At 66.4% G+C, this 14,476-nt stretch carries 15 protein-coding genes and 1 tRNA gene; 5 read left to right on the top strand and 11 right to left on the bottom strand.

Going from position 1 to position 14,476, the window contains the following annotated elements; genetic code table 11:
* Positions 1-34 precede the first annotated feature (34 nt).
* Positions 35-109 (top strand) — tRNA-Thr (locus tag AC1MLZ_RS14025).
* A 60-nt stretch (positions 110-169) separates the two neighbouring features.
* On the opposite strand, the gene AC1MLZ_RS14020 is transcribed toward AC1MLZ_RS14025, so the two are convergent.
* From AC1MLZ_RS14020 to AC1MLZ_RS13995, 6 genes are all read right to left on the bottom strand, one after another.
* On the bottom strand, positions 170-913 hold the full coding sequence (locus tag AC1MLZ_RS14020) for a class I SAM-dependent methyltransferase (RefSeq protein ID WP_480959007.1): 744 nt from the start codon (positions 911-913) through the stop codon (positions 170-172).
* A gap of 66 nt (positions 914-979) precedes the next feature.
* Positions 980-1,252, bottom strand: a complete 273-nt coding sequence (locus AC1MLZ_RS14015) for a hypothetical protein (protein ID WP_480959006.1) — start codon at positions 1,250-1,252, stop codon at positions 980-982.
* An 89-nt stretch (positions 1,253-1,341) separates the two neighbouring features.
* Complete coding sequence (locus AC1MLZ_RS14010) at positions 1,342-1,716, bottom strand: autotransporter domain-containing protein (RefSeq protein WP_480961563.1); 375 nt, start codon at positions 1,714-1,716, stop codon at positions 1,342-1,344.
* Positions 1,717-1,755: 39 nt separating this feature from the next.
* On the bottom strand, positions 1,756-2,028 hold the full coding sequence (locus AC1MLZ_RS14005; RefSeq protein ID WP_480959005.1) for a hypothetical protein: 273 nt from the start codon (positions 2,026-2,028) through the stop codon (positions 1,756-1,758).
* Between the two features lie 158 nt (positions 2,029-2,186).
* Complete coding sequence (locus AC1MLZ_RS14000) at positions 2,187-2,690, bottom strand: hypothetical protein (protein WP_480959004.1); 504 nt, start codon at positions 2,688-2,690, stop codon at positions 2,187-2,189.
* A 20-nt stretch (positions 2,691-2,710) separates the two neighbouring features.
* Positions 2,711-2,851: a hypothetical protein gene (locus tag AC1MLZ_RS13995; protein WP_480959003.1), complete on the bottom strand. Its 141-nt coding sequence runs from the start codon at positions 2,849-2,851 to the stop codon at positions 2,711-2,713.
* A gap of 136 nt (positions 2,852-2,987) precedes the next feature.
* On the opposite strand from AC1MLZ_RS13995, the gene AC1MLZ_RS13990 reads away from it, so the two are divergent.
* Positions 2,988-3,479, top strand: a complete 492-nt coding sequence (locus tag AC1MLZ_RS13990; protein ID WP_480959002.1) for a hypothetical protein — start codon at positions 2,988-2,990, stop codon at positions 3,477-3,479.
* Positions 3,480-3,615: 136 nt separating this feature from the next.
* On the opposite strand, the gene AC1MLZ_RS13985 is transcribed toward AC1MLZ_RS13990, so the two are convergent.
* The 4 genes from AC1MLZ_RS13985 to AC1MLZ_RS13970 all read right to left on the bottom strand — a co-directional run bounded on the left by AC1MLZ_RS13985 (position 3,616) and on the right by AC1MLZ_RS13970 (position 8,982).
* The gene (locus AC1MLZ_RS13985; RefSeq protein ID WP_480959001.1) at positions 3,616-6,039 is read right to left on the bottom strand and encodes a TonB-dependent receptor; all 2,424 of its coding nucleotides are present in this window, start codon (positions 6,037-6,039) and stop codon (positions 3,616-3,618) included.
* On the bottom strand, positions 6,036-6,983 hold the full coding sequence (locus tag AC1MLZ_RS13980) for a FecR family protein (protein WP_480959000.1): 948 nt from the start codon (positions 6,981-6,983) through the stop codon (positions 6,036-6,038). Before AC1MLZ_RS13980 ends, AC1MLZ_RS13985 begins: the two co-directional genes overlap by 4 nt.
* Before the next feature lie 36 nt (positions 6,984-7,019).
* Complete coding sequence (locus AC1MLZ_RS13975; RefSeq protein WP_480958999.1) at positions 7,020-7,532, bottom strand: sigma-70 family RNA polymerase sigma factor; 513 nt, start codon at positions 7,530-7,532, stop codon at positions 7,020-7,022.
* Between the two features lie 103 nt (positions 7,533-7,635).
* Positions 7,636-8,982, bottom strand: coding sequence for a chymotrypsin family serine protease (locus AC1MLZ_RS13970; RefSeq protein WP_480958998.1), 1,347 nt, complete (start codon positions 8,980-8,982; stop codon positions 7,636-7,638).
* A gap of 123 nt (positions 8,983-9,105) precedes the next feature.
* Here AC1MLZ_RS13970 and AC1MLZ_RS13965 point away from each other — a divergent pair, with 123 nt between their 5' ends.
* Positions 9,106-11,136 (top strand): S9 family peptidase, encoded by a 2,031-nt coding sequence (locus AC1MLZ_RS13965; protein ID WP_480958997.1) that lies wholly within the window; start codon positions 9,106-9,108, stop codon positions 11,134-11,136.
* Positions 11,137-11,366: 230 nt separating this feature from the next.
* On the opposite strand, the gene AC1MLZ_RS13960 is transcribed toward AC1MLZ_RS13965, so the two are convergent.
* Positions 11,367-12,305, bottom strand: a complete 939-nt coding sequence (locus AC1MLZ_RS13960; RefSeq protein ID WP_480958996.1) for a DUF808 domain-containing protein — start codon at positions 12,303-12,305, stop codon at positions 11,367-11,369.
* Positions 12,306-12,438: 133 nt separating this feature from the next.
* On the opposite strand from AC1MLZ_RS13960, the gene AC1MLZ_RS13955 reads away from it, so the two are divergent.
* Positions 12,439-13,449, top strand: a complete 1,011-nt coding sequence (locus AC1MLZ_RS13955) for an adenosine deaminase (protein ID WP_480958995.1) — start codon at positions 12,439-12,441, stop codon at positions 13,447-13,449.
* Positions 13,449-14,426 (top strand): bile acid:sodium symporter family protein, encoded by a 978-nt coding sequence (locus AC1MLZ_RS13950; protein WP_480961562.1) that lies wholly within the window; start codon positions 13,449-13,451, stop codon positions 14,424-14,426. Before AC1MLZ_RS13955 ends, AC1MLZ_RS13950 begins: the two co-directional genes overlap by 1 nt.
* Positions 14,427-14,476: the final 50 nt, after the last annotated feature.

Raw genomic sequence — 14,476 nt, 5'->3', positions numbered from 1 at the left:
TAGCCCCACTCCGCCGGCAGCGATGCCAGCGAGTGCTGCCGTAGCTCAGTGGTAGAGCGCATCCTTGGTAAGGCTGAGGTCGTGAGTTCAATCCTCACCGGCAGCACCAGTATTCCCCGGCTGGTCGACGATCCGAAGCGACGTCGACCAGCGCGGATACCCCCGCCGCTTACGGCTTCCTGAACTTGTAGACGAACTGGTCGGTCTTGCCGCGGATCTCCGGGTCAAAGACCGCCTTGCTGTGATCGTCCGCGGGATTGCGCAGCACGGTAGACTCGCCGACGAACTTGAAGCCCGCCGCCTGAACCTGCGCCTTGACCGCGGCGGGATCGATCCGGTGCCGTGTCTCGGTGCCGCTCATGCCGGTGCCGGCCGCGTCGGCGTGATCGATGACGATGTACGTCCCTCCGCGCTTGAGCATCCGAAACACCGCACCGTCGAACGCTCGCAACGCCGGTTCGCCCGCGCCCTTGTTCGGAATGTCGTGATAGTTCTGCGCGGTCCAGAACAGGTCGACCGGCACGGGCGAGGTAGGCAGGTTGGTCGTTTGCACCGCGGCGGTCACGTTGGCGAGGCCGCGGGCCTGTAGCGCCGGTGACGACTTCTCGGCATATTTCGCACCAGCCGCTGGCCAGACGGCGTAGACATGCCCCTTGGGGCCGACCACGCCGGTGAAGATCCGCGTCCAATAGCCCGCACCCGGCAGGTAATCGACGACGACGCTGCCCGGCTTCAGGCCAGAGAACGTCACCACCTCCGCCGCCTTGCGCCGTGCATCGTCGCCTTGCTGGTCGGCGCGTGCAGGGTCTGCCAACGCCTTGGCGATCGCGGGGCTGATCTTTTGCGCCTGTGCCGACATCGTTCCCGCCACGATCGTCATCGCCAGTGCGGCGCCCATCAGAACAGGTCTCATCATCCGTCTCCCATCGTTCCGGGCGACACCGCCGGACCTGCCGGCAGGATCGTCCGGAAGACGACGCTAGTCCAGATCGTTCTCGCTGATCACGACGGTCTCCTGATCCGGATCGCGGGCCAGCGCGACGACGCCGAGTTCGGCAATCTCGTCGGCATGCTGCCTGAAAATCGCCACCGCATCGCCCTCAGGGGATACCGTGCTGAGCGCCTCGAGCACATCATATTGCACTGCGAACTGATAGCGTTCCTCGCTCACCTCCGCCTCGAACTCAACTTGCCGCAGGTTGCTATTGTCTTCGAGAGTCTTGGTGTCGATGTTCAAACGGTCGTCGGCCATGTCTTTACTCCTCGCTATGAGCCGACAACAGTCCGGGGGCGGAATCGAGCCATGATCGCCCCCGGAAAGTGTCGCCGCCAGCGTCCCGCCTAGTGCCCGATCTGGAAGCTCGCGCGCAGCGACAGCGCGATGCGGCCTTGTTGCTGCTCGGCATTGAACTCGCCGCCTATTCGGAAGATGCCGTTGCCGCCGACCCCGCGCAGCTTGCCGACCCAGCCGCTGGTGCGCTTGTCCGGGGTCAGCGTGAACGACGGGCCGCCGCCGGTCTCGCTATAGCCATCTTCCTTGAGCTTGTAGTAATCGATCGCGAGCACCGGGCGGAAGATCAGCATGCCCTTGCCCGCCTCATACGACAGCCCGCCGGACGCGGCGAAAAGCGTGCCGTCCCAGCCGGCCTTCGCGGTGCGGGTAACCGCCTCGCTGCCGATCGCACCTGTGAACTGGCGCGAGCCGTCGAACTTGATCTTGGCGCCCGACGCGCGTGCGTTGGCCTGCAGCCTGCCTCAGCGCCCGCGCCAGTATCCGGCCACCTCATACTGGTCGGAATTCACTTCGTTATCCGTGCCGTCGTCCGCGTCCTGTCCGTGGAGATAGGCGATCGAGGTGCCGAAGTTACCCACGCCGGTCTTGTACTCGGCGCTCGCCGAGACGCCCCAGCCACTGATGTCATAACCTGCGGTATCCGCGACGCTCTTCGACGTGCCCCATGCGACCTGCGTCACCCAATAGCCCCACTTGCCCTCGTCCTTGAACGGGCGGTGTGGGTCGGCGAGCACCCGGGCGGTCGCTCGCAACTCATCGTGACCGCCTCGAACGTACCGCCGGCATGGTCGGCAGCATATGGCGGACCGACCCGCGAAACGCGTCGGCCTCGGTGATGTTCAGGAACGCGCCGCCAACCTTCGCGTCGTTGCCGAGCGCCTTGTAGATTGCGTCATAGGCCGACGCCTGCGAGCGGTTGAGCCCGAGTTCGGTCGACGATTTGCGCGCGACGTCGACTGCAAGGTCGTTGCCCGTGCCGGCCACTGTGCCGTGCGCGACGTCGAATACGTCGTTGCTGCTGCCGAAACGAACGTCGCCGACGATCGCCGGTCGATTCGCTGCCGGTGACCGATGTCTGACCGTTATGCGTGAAGGCACCGATCAGTGGGCCGCCGAGCCAGACGCCTGTAGATTTATCGCCCTTCACCGTGATCGCGCCGCTGTTGACGATCGCGCCCGTGTACGCGCCCGCGGTCGGGATACCGGTCCGTCCGATGCCGGCCGCGAACGGGCCGTCGAGGTCGCCGTCCTTGTGGGTGTCGGTCGCGGCATAGCTTTCGTCGATGATGATCTTGCCGGTTGCCGCGTTGGTGATGCCGCCGCAGGTTTCTGCGTTGGCGAGGATGCCGGTCGATCCGCCGACGTTGGTGCTCTGGATCGTGCCTTCGTTGCTCACCGAGTTGACGCTGTCGACCGTTATGCGGATGTTGGAGGAGCACCGGCCTTGATCGTCGAAGTCCGGACCGCATCCGTCCGCTTGGTGTCGATGACGGTCTGCGCCTGGGCGCCCGTCGTTACCGCGAACAGGCAGGTGGTAGTCAGCAGGAGACGACGCATACGGAACCCGCTTCGACGTGTTTTCGAGAGGAGGACGGAGACGCGGCCCGCGAACTTTGAACCTTGACGCAGTATGGCGCGGCACCAGGACCGCGGCGGCGCGTTATCAGCCCGACATCTTCAGGAAAATGCCAGCATGATCACCACCATCGCCGAACTCGACCGCATCCGCGACGACAGCAAGCGCCTCGTCACGACACGCTCGATGATGTCGGCAGGCGCCGCCGTCGTGCCGATCCCCGGCGCGGATATCGTCGCGGACATCGGCCTGCTCACCAAGCTGCTGCCCGAGATCAGCAAGCGCTTCGGGCTCGATCACGAGCAGGTGCAGAAGCTCGAACCGCAGATCGCACAGCAGGCGCTGGTGATGGCGTCTAGCCTGGGCAACACGATGATCGGCCGAATGGTGACGAAGCGCATCGTCGTCGCTCTCCTCCGCCGCGTCGGCGCCCGAATCGCGGTGGGATCGATGGCGAAGTTCGTGCCCTTCGCGGGATCGGCGGTGGCGGCAACGATCAGCTTTGGCGCGATGAAGCTCGTCGGAAATTCACACGTCGACGATTGCTACAAGACGGCCCTCGCCTTGCTGCCCGCCGATCAACGCGCGCTGGTGAACGCCAAAGGGTGACTCTCGTTATCCTCCCCTGCCAGGGGGAGCTGGCGCTTGCCAGACGGAGGGGGAGGCAAGCGATCACGTCGGTTCCGTGCCCTCCCCCGTCTCGCTGCGCGATCCCCCCCTTGCGGGTGAAGATCGAGAGGCAGGTCTAGAACGCCGCGTCCAGGCCGATGCGGATCGTCCTTGGGCGCTGCGGAGTGATTTGGCCGCTCCCTACCTGGAACGGCGTCCCGAGCGCGAACCGGTTGCCGACGCTGTCGGTCAGGTTCGTAACTCCAAACGTCACCCCCAACGAAGGCCGCCCGACACGCGCCGTCAGCGCCGTATCGAGATAATTCCCCTGTTCCTCGCCGAGCACCGGGCCAACACCCAAGCGCGACCGTCCGACATACCGTGCCCACCCATATACCCGCAGTTCCAGGTCACCTCCGACGTCGCGCCGGTAATCCGCCCCCAGTCTCCCGGCATAGCGCGCGATGTTCGGCACCTGGCTCATCCGCGCGAGCGCTACTAATAGCGCTGGGCTCGGTTCGTTCACGCGGCTGTCGTTATAGGTGAACCCCGCGTCCAGCGTCAGCCCGGCGACCGGCTTCCACCCGCCCGCCGCGCTGAACGTCCAGATCCGCCCCTCGCCGATATTGGCGGTACTCGGCAGGCCGGTCGCGTCAATGAAGTCTGCCTGGATATCCTGCCAGATCGTGTGGGAGACGCTCGCCGTCAGGTACGCGCGATCGACGCCGGCCAACCCGTAGCGCACGCCGCTCTCCAGCGTCCGCACGCGATCATTCTCGAACCGCCGCACGAAATCGCTCTCGATCGCCAATCCGCCCGGCCGGAATCCCTGCTGGTATCGCCCGTATAGCGACACGTTCGGCAACACCGCCGCGATTAGCGAGGCGGAGGGCAGTACGCTCGTCTCGATCCGGTCCGCCGTCACGCGCGCACGGGCGAGCGCGACTGCCTCAAGCCTTGCCGGCGCGATGTCCTCGCCGGTCCCGGCCAGCGACGCCCGCGTGACGCGCGCGCCAGCGGTGACGGTCAATCCGCGCACCAACTGCACGCTCCCTTCGCCGTACAGCGTCGCCTCGTCGATGCTGTTGGTCACGCCCGCCACCGGGGCCGGCGCATCGACCGGGCCGAGCGAGCGCGACAACCGCGTGCGATTATGCGTAAAACTACCGCCGACCACCCAGCCAAATCCGTTCCGCATAGGCTGCCACACCCGTGTCTCGTTCGCGATCATGCTGGTCGCATTGCGTTGCGCAAATACGCGCGGGCTGCCCGCGTCCGTCGTCAGGGGGCTGCCGAATGCAGGCCAGTTGGTACTCGGTAGCATCGGATCGACTGCTGGCAGGGTCGCGTCGTACCGCTCGGTCAGCGTCTGGCGGACGATCCCGGTCGAGGATTTGACGTTCAATCCGCCGATCTCGCCCGACACGACAACCTGCCCCATCGTGTAATCCGCAGAGAAGCCCTGCACGATCGCGCTCGATCGGGTCAGCGGGGACGCGTCGCGGTCGGCATATTGGCTGTCGCCGCCCTTGGTCCATTGCCCGATGCCGCCAAGGTCGACCGTCCAGCCATTCCCCGCATCGAGCCGCAGTGCAGCCCGCCCACCACCGATCCGAGTCCGGTTGACGTCGCGCCGGTCGAGCACCGGATTGTCGATATAGCCGCCCTCGCTCACGCCGTAACCCACGACGCGCAGCGCCATGCGCTCGCCGAGCGGCACGTTCAACGTCGCGCCCAGGTCGGCACCCGGATCACCGTGCCACGTCGCCGAGAGCCCCCCTGCGATCGACGCCGACACCGCGCCCAGTTCCGGCGCGTTTGGCACGGTGCGGATAATGCCCCCGAGCGATCCCGCGCCGTACAGCGTCCCCTGCGGCCCTTCGAGCACCTCGACCGAAGCGATATCGTACAACCGCAGGTCTGGATCGGGCGCGTTGTAGCTCAACCGGAGGTCACCGAAATATTGGCCCACCGTGGTCTGGGTCGGCCCGGTAAAGCTCGAGTCGGCGATGCCGCGGATGAACAGCTTGTTGCGCCCGGCGCCAAGATGCGTCGACGATACGCTTGCCAGCCGCGCGAGGATCGCTTCGGTCCCGCCCGCACCGCCGAGTGCGAGATCGACCCCGTCGAGCAGCGCCACCTGTCCCGCGAAATCGCGCAACCGAACGTCGCGCTTGCTGCCGATGACGACGATGTCCGCGCCCTCTGCCGCCGGTGCAACGACGGAAACGACCTTCGATCGCCCCACCCGAACCGAGGCAACACGCGGGGCCCGGGGCACGAGCCGCCACCCGACCGGCCCAGCGGCAAGGACATCCGCATTTGCCGCAGTCGCCAGCTGGTCGAGTGCCTTACGCGCGCTCATCCGCCCGCGCACCGCCGGTACGCGCCGCGCCCATAGCCCCGGATCGCCGACGACGATACTTGTCCCCGATTGCCGCCCGAGCGCCAGCACCGCGTCCCCAAGCCGCCCCGCCGGCAAATCGACCGTATTCTGCCCCGCCTGCGCGGGGGTGGCGACGGCGAGCGCCGCGACGACCAGACATCCGCGCGTCCTCACGAGCGCGAGGACATCGCCCAGTGACCGCCACGCTTGCGGATCGTGACACCCAGCAGCGGCGCCGCAAGCCGTGGATCGCCCGACAGCTTGGCGGTCGCTATACTGCCGCTGAACGCGCGCTTCGCAACGCCCGGATCGGCGCGCAGGTCGATGCCGAGTGCGCGCGACAAATCGTCGGCGACCTCGGCCAGGGTCGCGCCTTCATACGCCAGCACGCTGTCGCGCCACGATCCGACGCTGGCCACATCGACCGCCGTCACGGTCGCCTTGCCGTCGCGCACGAGCAGTCCCTGCCCCTTTACGAGCCGGATGCCGTCACGCCCCGGGTTATAGTCGACCGCGCCTTCCGACACGGCGACGCGTGTCTCGCCTAGCGCGAACTTCACGTCGAACGCGGTGCCGACATCGACCAGCCGCGCGCCGCCGACGCTCACCTCGAACGGATCGCTATCGTCGTGCCGGACCACGAACATGGCCTCGCCGTGCTCCAGCGTCGCGATCCGCGGGTCGTCGCGATCGAGCATCAGCCGAGTCGCACCACCCATCACGATGCTGCTTCCATCGGCGAGTTGCACCGTCCGCATGGCCCCCGCTGCCGTCTCGACCGCATAGGGGTGCGCGCGCGTTTCGATCGCCTCGTAGCCGACGAACAACGCCAGCGACGCCGCGATCGCCCCACCGGCCCAGACCGGCCAACGTCTCCGCTGAGACTGCATCACGATCGGCGCGACCGGCACGGGCGGCATCGACGCCGTCATCTCCTCGATATCCATCGACATCGCATGATACGCCACAGCATGACGCGGGTCCGCCTCCAGCCAGGCGTGGAACGCCGGCCAGTCGTCGAACGCGTCATTGCCGGTCCGGACGACCCAGTCCAGCGCGGCCCCGTTCAGCCCGGCCCCGTTCAGCGCAGGCGCGTCGATATCGTCATGCTCCGCCATCATGGCCTCCTATAGCCGAAGACGGAGACGTTGCGATCAAGCCTCATCATAAACTCGCTTTGCATCGATCATCGCGCGATACGCCTTCCGCAGGTCGCCTTCGACGGTGCTGAGGCTTACCCCGAACTCAACTGCGACAGCGCGCTGCTCGATGCCGTCGATGCGGTGGCGACGGAAGATCCGCGCTGCCCGGTCGCCGACCGACTGCAACGCCGCCTCCGCCAAGGCCGCCTGCTGGCGCGCGATCACGACGCGTTCGGCGGACGGCTCCTCGGAGCGGCCGAGCGACGGTCCCCCCGTCGCCTCGGTCCATTCCCGATCGCGCTTCTCCGCCTGCCGCACCGCACGGTGGCGATCGAGCATCAAATTGTTCGTCATCCGGTACAGATAGGACAGCGGCGACGCGATCGGCCCGGTCGGTGCCGTCTGGATCCGCACCCAAAGCTCGTGCACCAGATCCTCCGCATCGCTCGCACCGAGCGAGCGGAGAAACCGCAGCAGCGTATCGCGGTTCGCGAGGAAAACGGCCTCAAGGCCCGAGGAGTCCATGTCATGCCCGTGTCGATAGGCCGCCGATCGGCGCTCGGCGGCGCCGTGTTCCCGGCGGGACGTACAGCGCTTGGCGGGGAGACACAATCGACCCGCCCGCCACCTATCGGTGCAGCAGCGTCCAGCCTTGCGGCAGATAGTCGGTCGACATGTAATAATAGAACAGACACGTCCCGTCGCGACGGTAGGTGCCGCCCTTGACGAGGCCCAGCGCGGTGGTCCCTTCGAACACCGGTGCGCCGCTGTCGCCGGCCTTGCACGTCGGCCCCTCGACCGCGACCCAGGTCGGCAGGCACGCGCCACCGCACAGATCGCCCGCCGGGGCGAAATCGACCATCGCGATCACTGCGCAGCTATACCCGGTCCGCTCGCCGCGATGACACACGAAGTCGCCCGCGCGCGTGCTGGTGCGGTAGCGCCACGTCGCGACCGGCCGGGCGATCGTCTTGGCGGTATCGGCGTAGAACAGCGGGGCGTAGCTGACGCCCGGGGCCGTCGCGACGTTGACCTGCACGTCCTGATATCCCCAGCCCCATTGCCCGACGAACGCCAGTGGCCATTCCTCGCGGCTGCCGTCCGAAGGGCGCTTGCCGACGTAGGAGAGCGTGTCCGGGCAATGCGCCGCGGTGACCACGCCGTTGCGCATCCCGTCGGACACGACGAAGCCGGTCGTGCAGGCATAGCGCTTGCCATCGACGGTGCCGACCACGCGCGCGCCACCCTCGATCGCGCCACCCTCGATCGCACCGCCCTCGATCGCACCGCTTTGTGCAGGCGTCACGCCGGTTGCAGGGGGAGCAGCCTCAACCTGCATGTCGACCGGCGGCCGATCGACGAAATCGATGCGCACCGGCACGCCCGTCATCGCCGCGATCCGCGCGCGCAATTCGCCGTTCCGGTCGAGATCGGCGTCGGCGCTGGCGGTCATCACGACCAGTTCGCCGGTCCGCTGGTCCACGCCAAGTCCGGGCGGATGCGGCAGGGAGTCGCGGATCTTCGCCTGATAGGTGGTGATCACGGCGAGCACCGCGTCGCGCGTCGCGGTCGCGCCGGTGCGGAAGACGATTGGAACGGTCATCCCGCCGGCGACGACCTGCTGGTCCGGCACGGGATCGGTGCCGGTCAGCAGCACGACGATCCGGTAGGTCGGCAGATGCTCGATCGCGATCCCGGCCCAGCGGTCCTTGAAGGTTTCGCGCAGCGCGTCGGTCGCTGGCACGCTGTCGCCCTGCGCACGCAGCCGCCGCAACGCCTCGTCGAACGGCACGCCGAACCGACGCGCATATTCCGCCGCGTCCTGCATCAGCGCATCGACCGGCAACTGCACATGCGCCGCGCCACTCGTGGGCGGGGGAACGACCTGGGCTGCGGACGCGGTCGCCATGGCAACCGCAAGCAGCGCGCTCGCCATTCCGCGAACCGCCATTCCGCAAACCAAAGTCTTCGACATACGCGGCAATCCTGGAGGTGTTGGGCGATTATGGCCTGATACCGCCATGATCTGAACCGGTGCTGGCGTGCAAGCGATCGAGATGATTGCGCGCGATCTCGCAAGCGTCCTATCAAGCACGCCATGAAGATCCTGATCTCCGCCAGCCTCGCCGTGCTCGCCATTGCGAGTGCCCCTGCCGCCGCCCGGCAACTCACCATCGACGACGTGACGATGCTAAGCCGCGTCGGTGCGCCGACCACGTCGCAGGACGGACGCTGGCTCGTCTGGGCGCAGCGCGAGACCGATCTCGCGGCGGACAAGGGGCGTTTCGACCTCTGGCGGCTCGACCTCAGCACGCCGGGCGCTACGCCGGTGAAGCTGCTCGCCGATCCGCAGGTCAACGAGAACGACCCGCAGATCGTCGGCAACACCGTATATTTCACGTCCGATAAGGGCGGTGAGGATGCGGTCTGGTCGGTGCCCGTCACGGGCGGGACTCCGCGCAAGCTCACCAGCTTCAACGGCGGGTTCAGTGGCTTCAAGGTCGCGCCGACCGGCGACAAGCTGCTCGTCTGGGCGGATCGCAAGCCCGGCGCGCCGAGCCTGGAGCCGGCGATGGTTAAGAAGGACCCGAACGCGGGGGCCGGGCGGACCTACGACCAATTGTTCGTGCGGCATTGGGATACATGGGCGGACGGCACGCGCTCGCAGCTGTTCGTGTTGCCGCTGACCGCCGCGGGTGCGACCGGAAACGGTGTTCCGCTGGTTGGCGCGCTGGTCGGCGATACGCCCTCCAAGCCGTTCGGTGGCGGCGAGGAACTGTCGTGGAGCCCGGACGGCCGCACGGTGTATTTCGCGATGCGCGAAGCGGGTCGGATCGAAGCGCTCTCGACCAATCTCGACATCTTCTCGGTGCCCGCGGATGGCTCTGCGGCCCCGGTCAACCTGACCGTGGCGAACAAGGCGACCGACAACCTCCCGACGGTGTCACCCAACGGCCGCGCGCTCGCCTATTTCGCGATGCGGCGGCCGGGGTTCGAAGCGGATCGTCAGGTTCTGACGCTGCGCGATATCGCGAGCGGCAAGACGGTGTCGCTGACCGAGCGCTGGGACCGGTCGGTCGGCTCGATCGCCTGGTCGCCCGATTCGAAGTCGCTCTACGTGACCGCCGACGACACGCAGGAGACTCCCTTGTTCCGCGTCGATGCGTCGAGCGGTGCGGTCACGCGGCTCACGCAGGAGGGCCATGTCGGCGCAGTCGCGATCACGCCGCGGGGGCCTGTGGTGGCGATGGACAGCCTCACCGCACCGGCCGATTTCTTTCGCCTGGGCACCGGCGCACCGCAGCGGCTGACGCAGGTCAACGCGACGAAGCTCGCTGGGATCGACATGCCGACGGTCACGCGGTTCAATTTCAAGGGCGCGAACGCCGACACCGTCTGGGGCTATGCGGTGCAGCCGTACGGGAGCACCGGCAAGGTCCCGATCGCCTACATGGTGCACGGCGGTCCGCAGGGATCGAGCAACAACAGCTGGTCGTATCGCTGGAACCCGGCGGTATTCGCAGGCGCGGGCTACGGGCTGGTCGCGGTCGATTTCCACGGGTCGACCGGGTACGGCCAGGGCTTCACCGACGCGATCAGCAACAATTGGGGCGGCTGGCCGCTCGAGGATCTGCAAAAGGGGCTGAAGGCCGCGACCGACAAGTTCGCGTGGCTCGATGCCGACAATGCCTGCGCGCTCGGCGCGTCCTATGGCGGCTACATGATGAACTGGTTCGAGGGGCAGTGGCCCGATCGCTTCAAGTGCATCGTCCAGCATGACGGCGTGTTCGACGCGCGCGCGATGGCGTACGAGACCGAGGAGCTCTGGTTCGACGAGTGGGAACATGGCGGGAAAGCCTATTACGAGGACCCGCAGGCGTTCGAGAAATGGAACCCGGTCAATTACGTGGCGAAGTGGAAGACGCCGATGCTGGTGATCACCGGCGAGAAGGACTTCCGCATTCCGTACACGCAAGGGCTGGCGACGTTCACCGCGTTGCAGCGGCGCGGGATCCCGTCGCGGCTGCTGGTCAATCCGAACGAGAATCACTGGGTGCTCAAGCCGAAGAACTCGCGGCAATGGTATGGGGAAGTGCTTGGCTGGATGAACAAGTGGACGGCGAAATAGGGAACTAATCTTCTCAAAGAGCCACCACCCCGGCGAAGGCCGCGGCCCAATTGGGAAGGTCGAAGGAACGAGGGGCCGTCCGCCCTTACCTCCGTTCCCCAATTGGGCCCGGCCTCCGCCGGGGTAGTGTTTTTATAACCGACCGCGACGTGTTTCCCCGCGAAGGCGGGGACCCAGACTGGGCTCCCGCCTTCGCGGGAGAACAAGGAAGGGCGACCGCGCCCTCGTCCTCAGTGCGCCTTCTTGCCCTTCACCGCATGCAGCCCCAGCGCGATCGCGCCGCCCAAAATCAACCCGACGATCCCCGAGAAGAACGCGTTCACCGCCCAGTTCACGCCCCCCTTCGCCAACGGCATCGCCGCCGCCGCGGCGCTCTCGGCCGTGTGGTGGATCCAGTGCGGGACCGCGGTGAACCCGAAATCCTCGACGCCGTGGACGATGATCTGGCCGCCGACCCACACCATCGCGGCAGTACCGATCACCGACAGCGCCGACATCACCAGCGGCATGCCCTTCACCAGCCCGCGCCCGAGCGCCTGCACCGCCGCGCCGTTGCGCTGCGCCAGATGCAGCCCGATGTCGTCCATCTTCACGATCAGCGCGACCACGCCGTACACCGCGATGGTGATGACGATGCCGACGAGCGCGAGCACGATCGCCTGCTCCCAGATCGGCTTGGTCGCGACGTCGGACAGCGCGATCACCATGATCTCGGCGGACAGGATAAAGTCGGTGCGGATCGCGCCCGAGACCTTCTGCGCCTCCAGCGCCTTCGGGTCGGTCGGCGCGTCGACCACCTCCTCGGCATGGCCGCCGCCGAACGCCTCGAGGATCTTCTCCGCGCCCTCGAAACACAAATAGGTACCGCCAATCATCAGCAACGGCGTCAGCAACCACGGCGCGAACGCACTCAGCGCCAGCGCGGCGGGCAGGATGAAAACCAGCTTGTTGCGGAACGAGCCAAGCGCGATCTTGCCGATCATCGGCAGTTCGCGCTTCGGCTCGAAGCCGACCATGTAGCGCGGCGTCACCGCGGCATCGTCGACCACCACGCCGATCGCCTTGCTGCCCGCCTTGCTGGTCGCCGCGCCGATATCGTCGAGGCTGGCGGCGGCGAGCTTGGTGATTCCGGCAATGTCGTCGAGCAGTGCGACCAATCCTGTCGGCATCGATGGTATCCTTTGCGTGGGTATCGGCGCTCGGTAACGTGACAGGATTGTCATGCAACGGCTTTCGCACTTGCGGTAGTGCATGGCGCGCGGAATGGTTGCAGCCGATACGCCCGAACCAACAGGACGAGCCATGACAGACGACTTCATCACGAACTTGCCCAAGGCGGAACTGCACCTGCACATCGAGGGCAGCCTGGAACCGGAGCTGATGTTCGCGCTGGCCGAGCGCAACAAGGTCGCGATCCCGTTCAAGAGTGTCGAGGACGTCCGCGCGGCGTACAGCTTCACCAATCTCCAGACCTTCCTCGACATCTATTATGCCGGTGCCGCGGTGCTCCAGACCGAGGAAGATTTCCGCGATCTGGCGGTCGCCTATTTCGACCGGGTCGCGGCAGACGGCGTCGTCCATGCCGAGATCTTCTTCGATCCGCAGACACACACGCATCGCGGCATCCCCTTCGACGTCGTCGCGCGCGGGCTGTTTGCAGGCATCGACGAGGCGCAGGCCAAGCACGGCATGAGCGTCGGGCTGATAATGAGCTTCCTCCGCCATCTCGACGAGGAGGACGCGTTCAAGACGCTGGCGCAGGCGGAGCCGTGGCTCGACCAGTTCATCGGCGTCGGGCTCGATTCGTCCGAGGTCGGCCATCCGCCGTCGAAGTTCGCACGCGTCTTCGCGGCGTCGGCGGATGCCGGGCTGATGCTGTGCGCGCATGCCGGCGAGGAAGGCCCACCCACCTATATCCACGAGGCGCTCGATATCCTCCAGGTCGACCGGATCGACCACGGCAACCGCGCGCTGGAGGATCCGGCGCTGGTCGCTCGGCTGGCGCGTGATGCGATGACGCTGACCGTGTGTCCCTTGTCGAACGTGGCCTTGCGCAACGTCGACCGGCTCGAGAACCACCCGATCGACCGGATGCTCGATCTCGGCCTGCGCGCGACGATCCATTCGGACGATCCAGCCTATTTCGGTGGGTATATCGGCGAGAATTTCCGCCAGACTGCGCGGGCAAAGAATTTGTCGCGCGAACAGGTGGTGACGCTCGCGCGCAACAGCTTCCTCGGCAGTTTCCTCGACGACGACGCGCTCAGCGGCCACCTCGCGACGCTCGACGCCTATGTGAAAGCCTATTCGTGATCGGACGCTTTCTGTCGGTCTTCGAACCGTTCATCCTGATGCTGCTCGGTACCGTGGTGCTGGCGAGCTTGCTGCCGGCGCGCGGCGAGATGGCGACGATCGTTGGCTATGCGGCGGATATCGGCATCGTCCTGCTGTTCTTCCTGCACGGCGCGAAGCTGTCGCGGGATGCGATCTGGGCGGGTCTGCGCAACTGGAAGCTGCATCTCGCGGTACTAGCGGTGACGTTCGTCGCGTTCCCGCTGTTCGGGCTCGGCCTGACCGCCTTGCCGTTCGTCACCGGACCGCTCGCCGCCGGACTGCTGTTCCTGACGCTGCTCCCCTCGACCGTACAGTCGTCGATCGCGTTCACCGCGATTGCCCGTGGCAATGTCGCAGCAGCGGTGTGCAGCGCATCGTTCTCGAACCTGCTCGGTATCCTCGTTACGCCCGCGCTGGTTGCCCTGCTGATGAACACGTCCGGCAGCGGCGGGATTTCGATCGAGAGCATCGAGGCGATCGTGTTGCAGTTGCTGGTGCCGTTCGTCGCTGGGCATCTGTTGCGGCCGTGGATTGGCGCGTGGGTAACTCGCAAAAAGAGCCTGCTGACGATCGTCGATCGGGGTTCGATTCTGCTGGTCGTCTACAGCGCATTCGGTGCCGCTGTCGTCGAAGGCCTCTGGACCAAATTGTCGATCGGCGACTTGATCCTGATCGGGCTGCTGTGTGCGGCGCTGCTCGCCTTCGTCCTTGCGCTCACCTTCGCTGTCGCGCGCCTGATGAAGCTTCCCCGCGAGGATGCGATCGTGTTGCAATTCTGTGGTTCGAAGAAAAGCCTGGCGTCGGGCGTGCCGATGGCAGGCGTGTTGTTCCCGCCCGCGCAGGTCGGCGTGATCCTGCTGCCCGTCATGCTGTTCCACCAGTTGCAGTTGATTGCCTGCGCGGTGATTGCGCGCCGCTATGCCCAGTCCGCGCCAAGCGATACTGCTTCAGATTAATACCGTAACCCGCTGCAGGTATTTGCTTTGTTCCGCTGGGGGCGGCATGA

It is taken from the genome of Sphingomonas sp. PEI4, assembly GCF_056679955.1.
This window is presented reverse-complemented; position numbering and strand designations above follow the sequence as displayed.

Coding starts and splice junctions, on each gene's coding strand:
- AC1MLZ_RS13995 (WP_480959003.1), bottom strand. CDS start 2,851: ATGCGTCGTCTCCTGCTGACTACCACCTGCCTGTTCGCGGTAACGACG.
- AC1MLZ_RS13975 (WP_480958999.1), bottom strand. CDS start 7,532: ATGGACTCCTCGGGCCTTGAGGCCGTTTTCCTCGCGAACCGCGATACG.
- AC1MLZ_RS13980 (WP_480959000.1), bottom strand. CDS start 6,983: ATGGCGGAGCATGACGATATCGACGCGCCTGCGCTGAACGGGGCCGGG.
- AC1MLZ_RS13965 (WP_480958997.1), top strand. CDS start 9,106: ATGAAGATCCTGATCTCCGCCAGCCTCGCCGTGCTCGCCATTGCGAGT.
- AC1MLZ_RS13990 (WP_480959002.1), top strand. CDS start 2,988: ATGATCACCACCATCGCCGAACTCGACCGCATCCGCGACGACAGCAAG.
- AC1MLZ_RS13970 (WP_480958998.1), bottom strand. CDS start 8,982: ATGTCGAAGACTTTGGTTTGCGGAATGGCGGTTCGCGGAATGGCGAGC.
- AC1MLZ_RS14020 (WP_480959007.1), bottom strand. CDS start 913: ATGAGACCTGTTCTGATGGGCGCCGCACTGGCGATGACGATCGTGGCG.
- AC1MLZ_RS14015 (WP_480959006.1), bottom strand. CDS start 1,252: ATGGCCGACGACCGTTTGAACATCGACACCAAGACTCTCGAAGACAAT.
- AC1MLZ_RS13955 (WP_480958995.1), top strand. CDS start 12,439: ATGACAGACGACTTCATCACGAACTTGCCCAAGGCGGAACTGCACCTG.
- AC1MLZ_RS13960 (WP_480958996.1), bottom strand. CDS start 12,305: ATGCCGACAGGATTGGTCGCACTGCTCGACGACATTGCCGGAATCACC.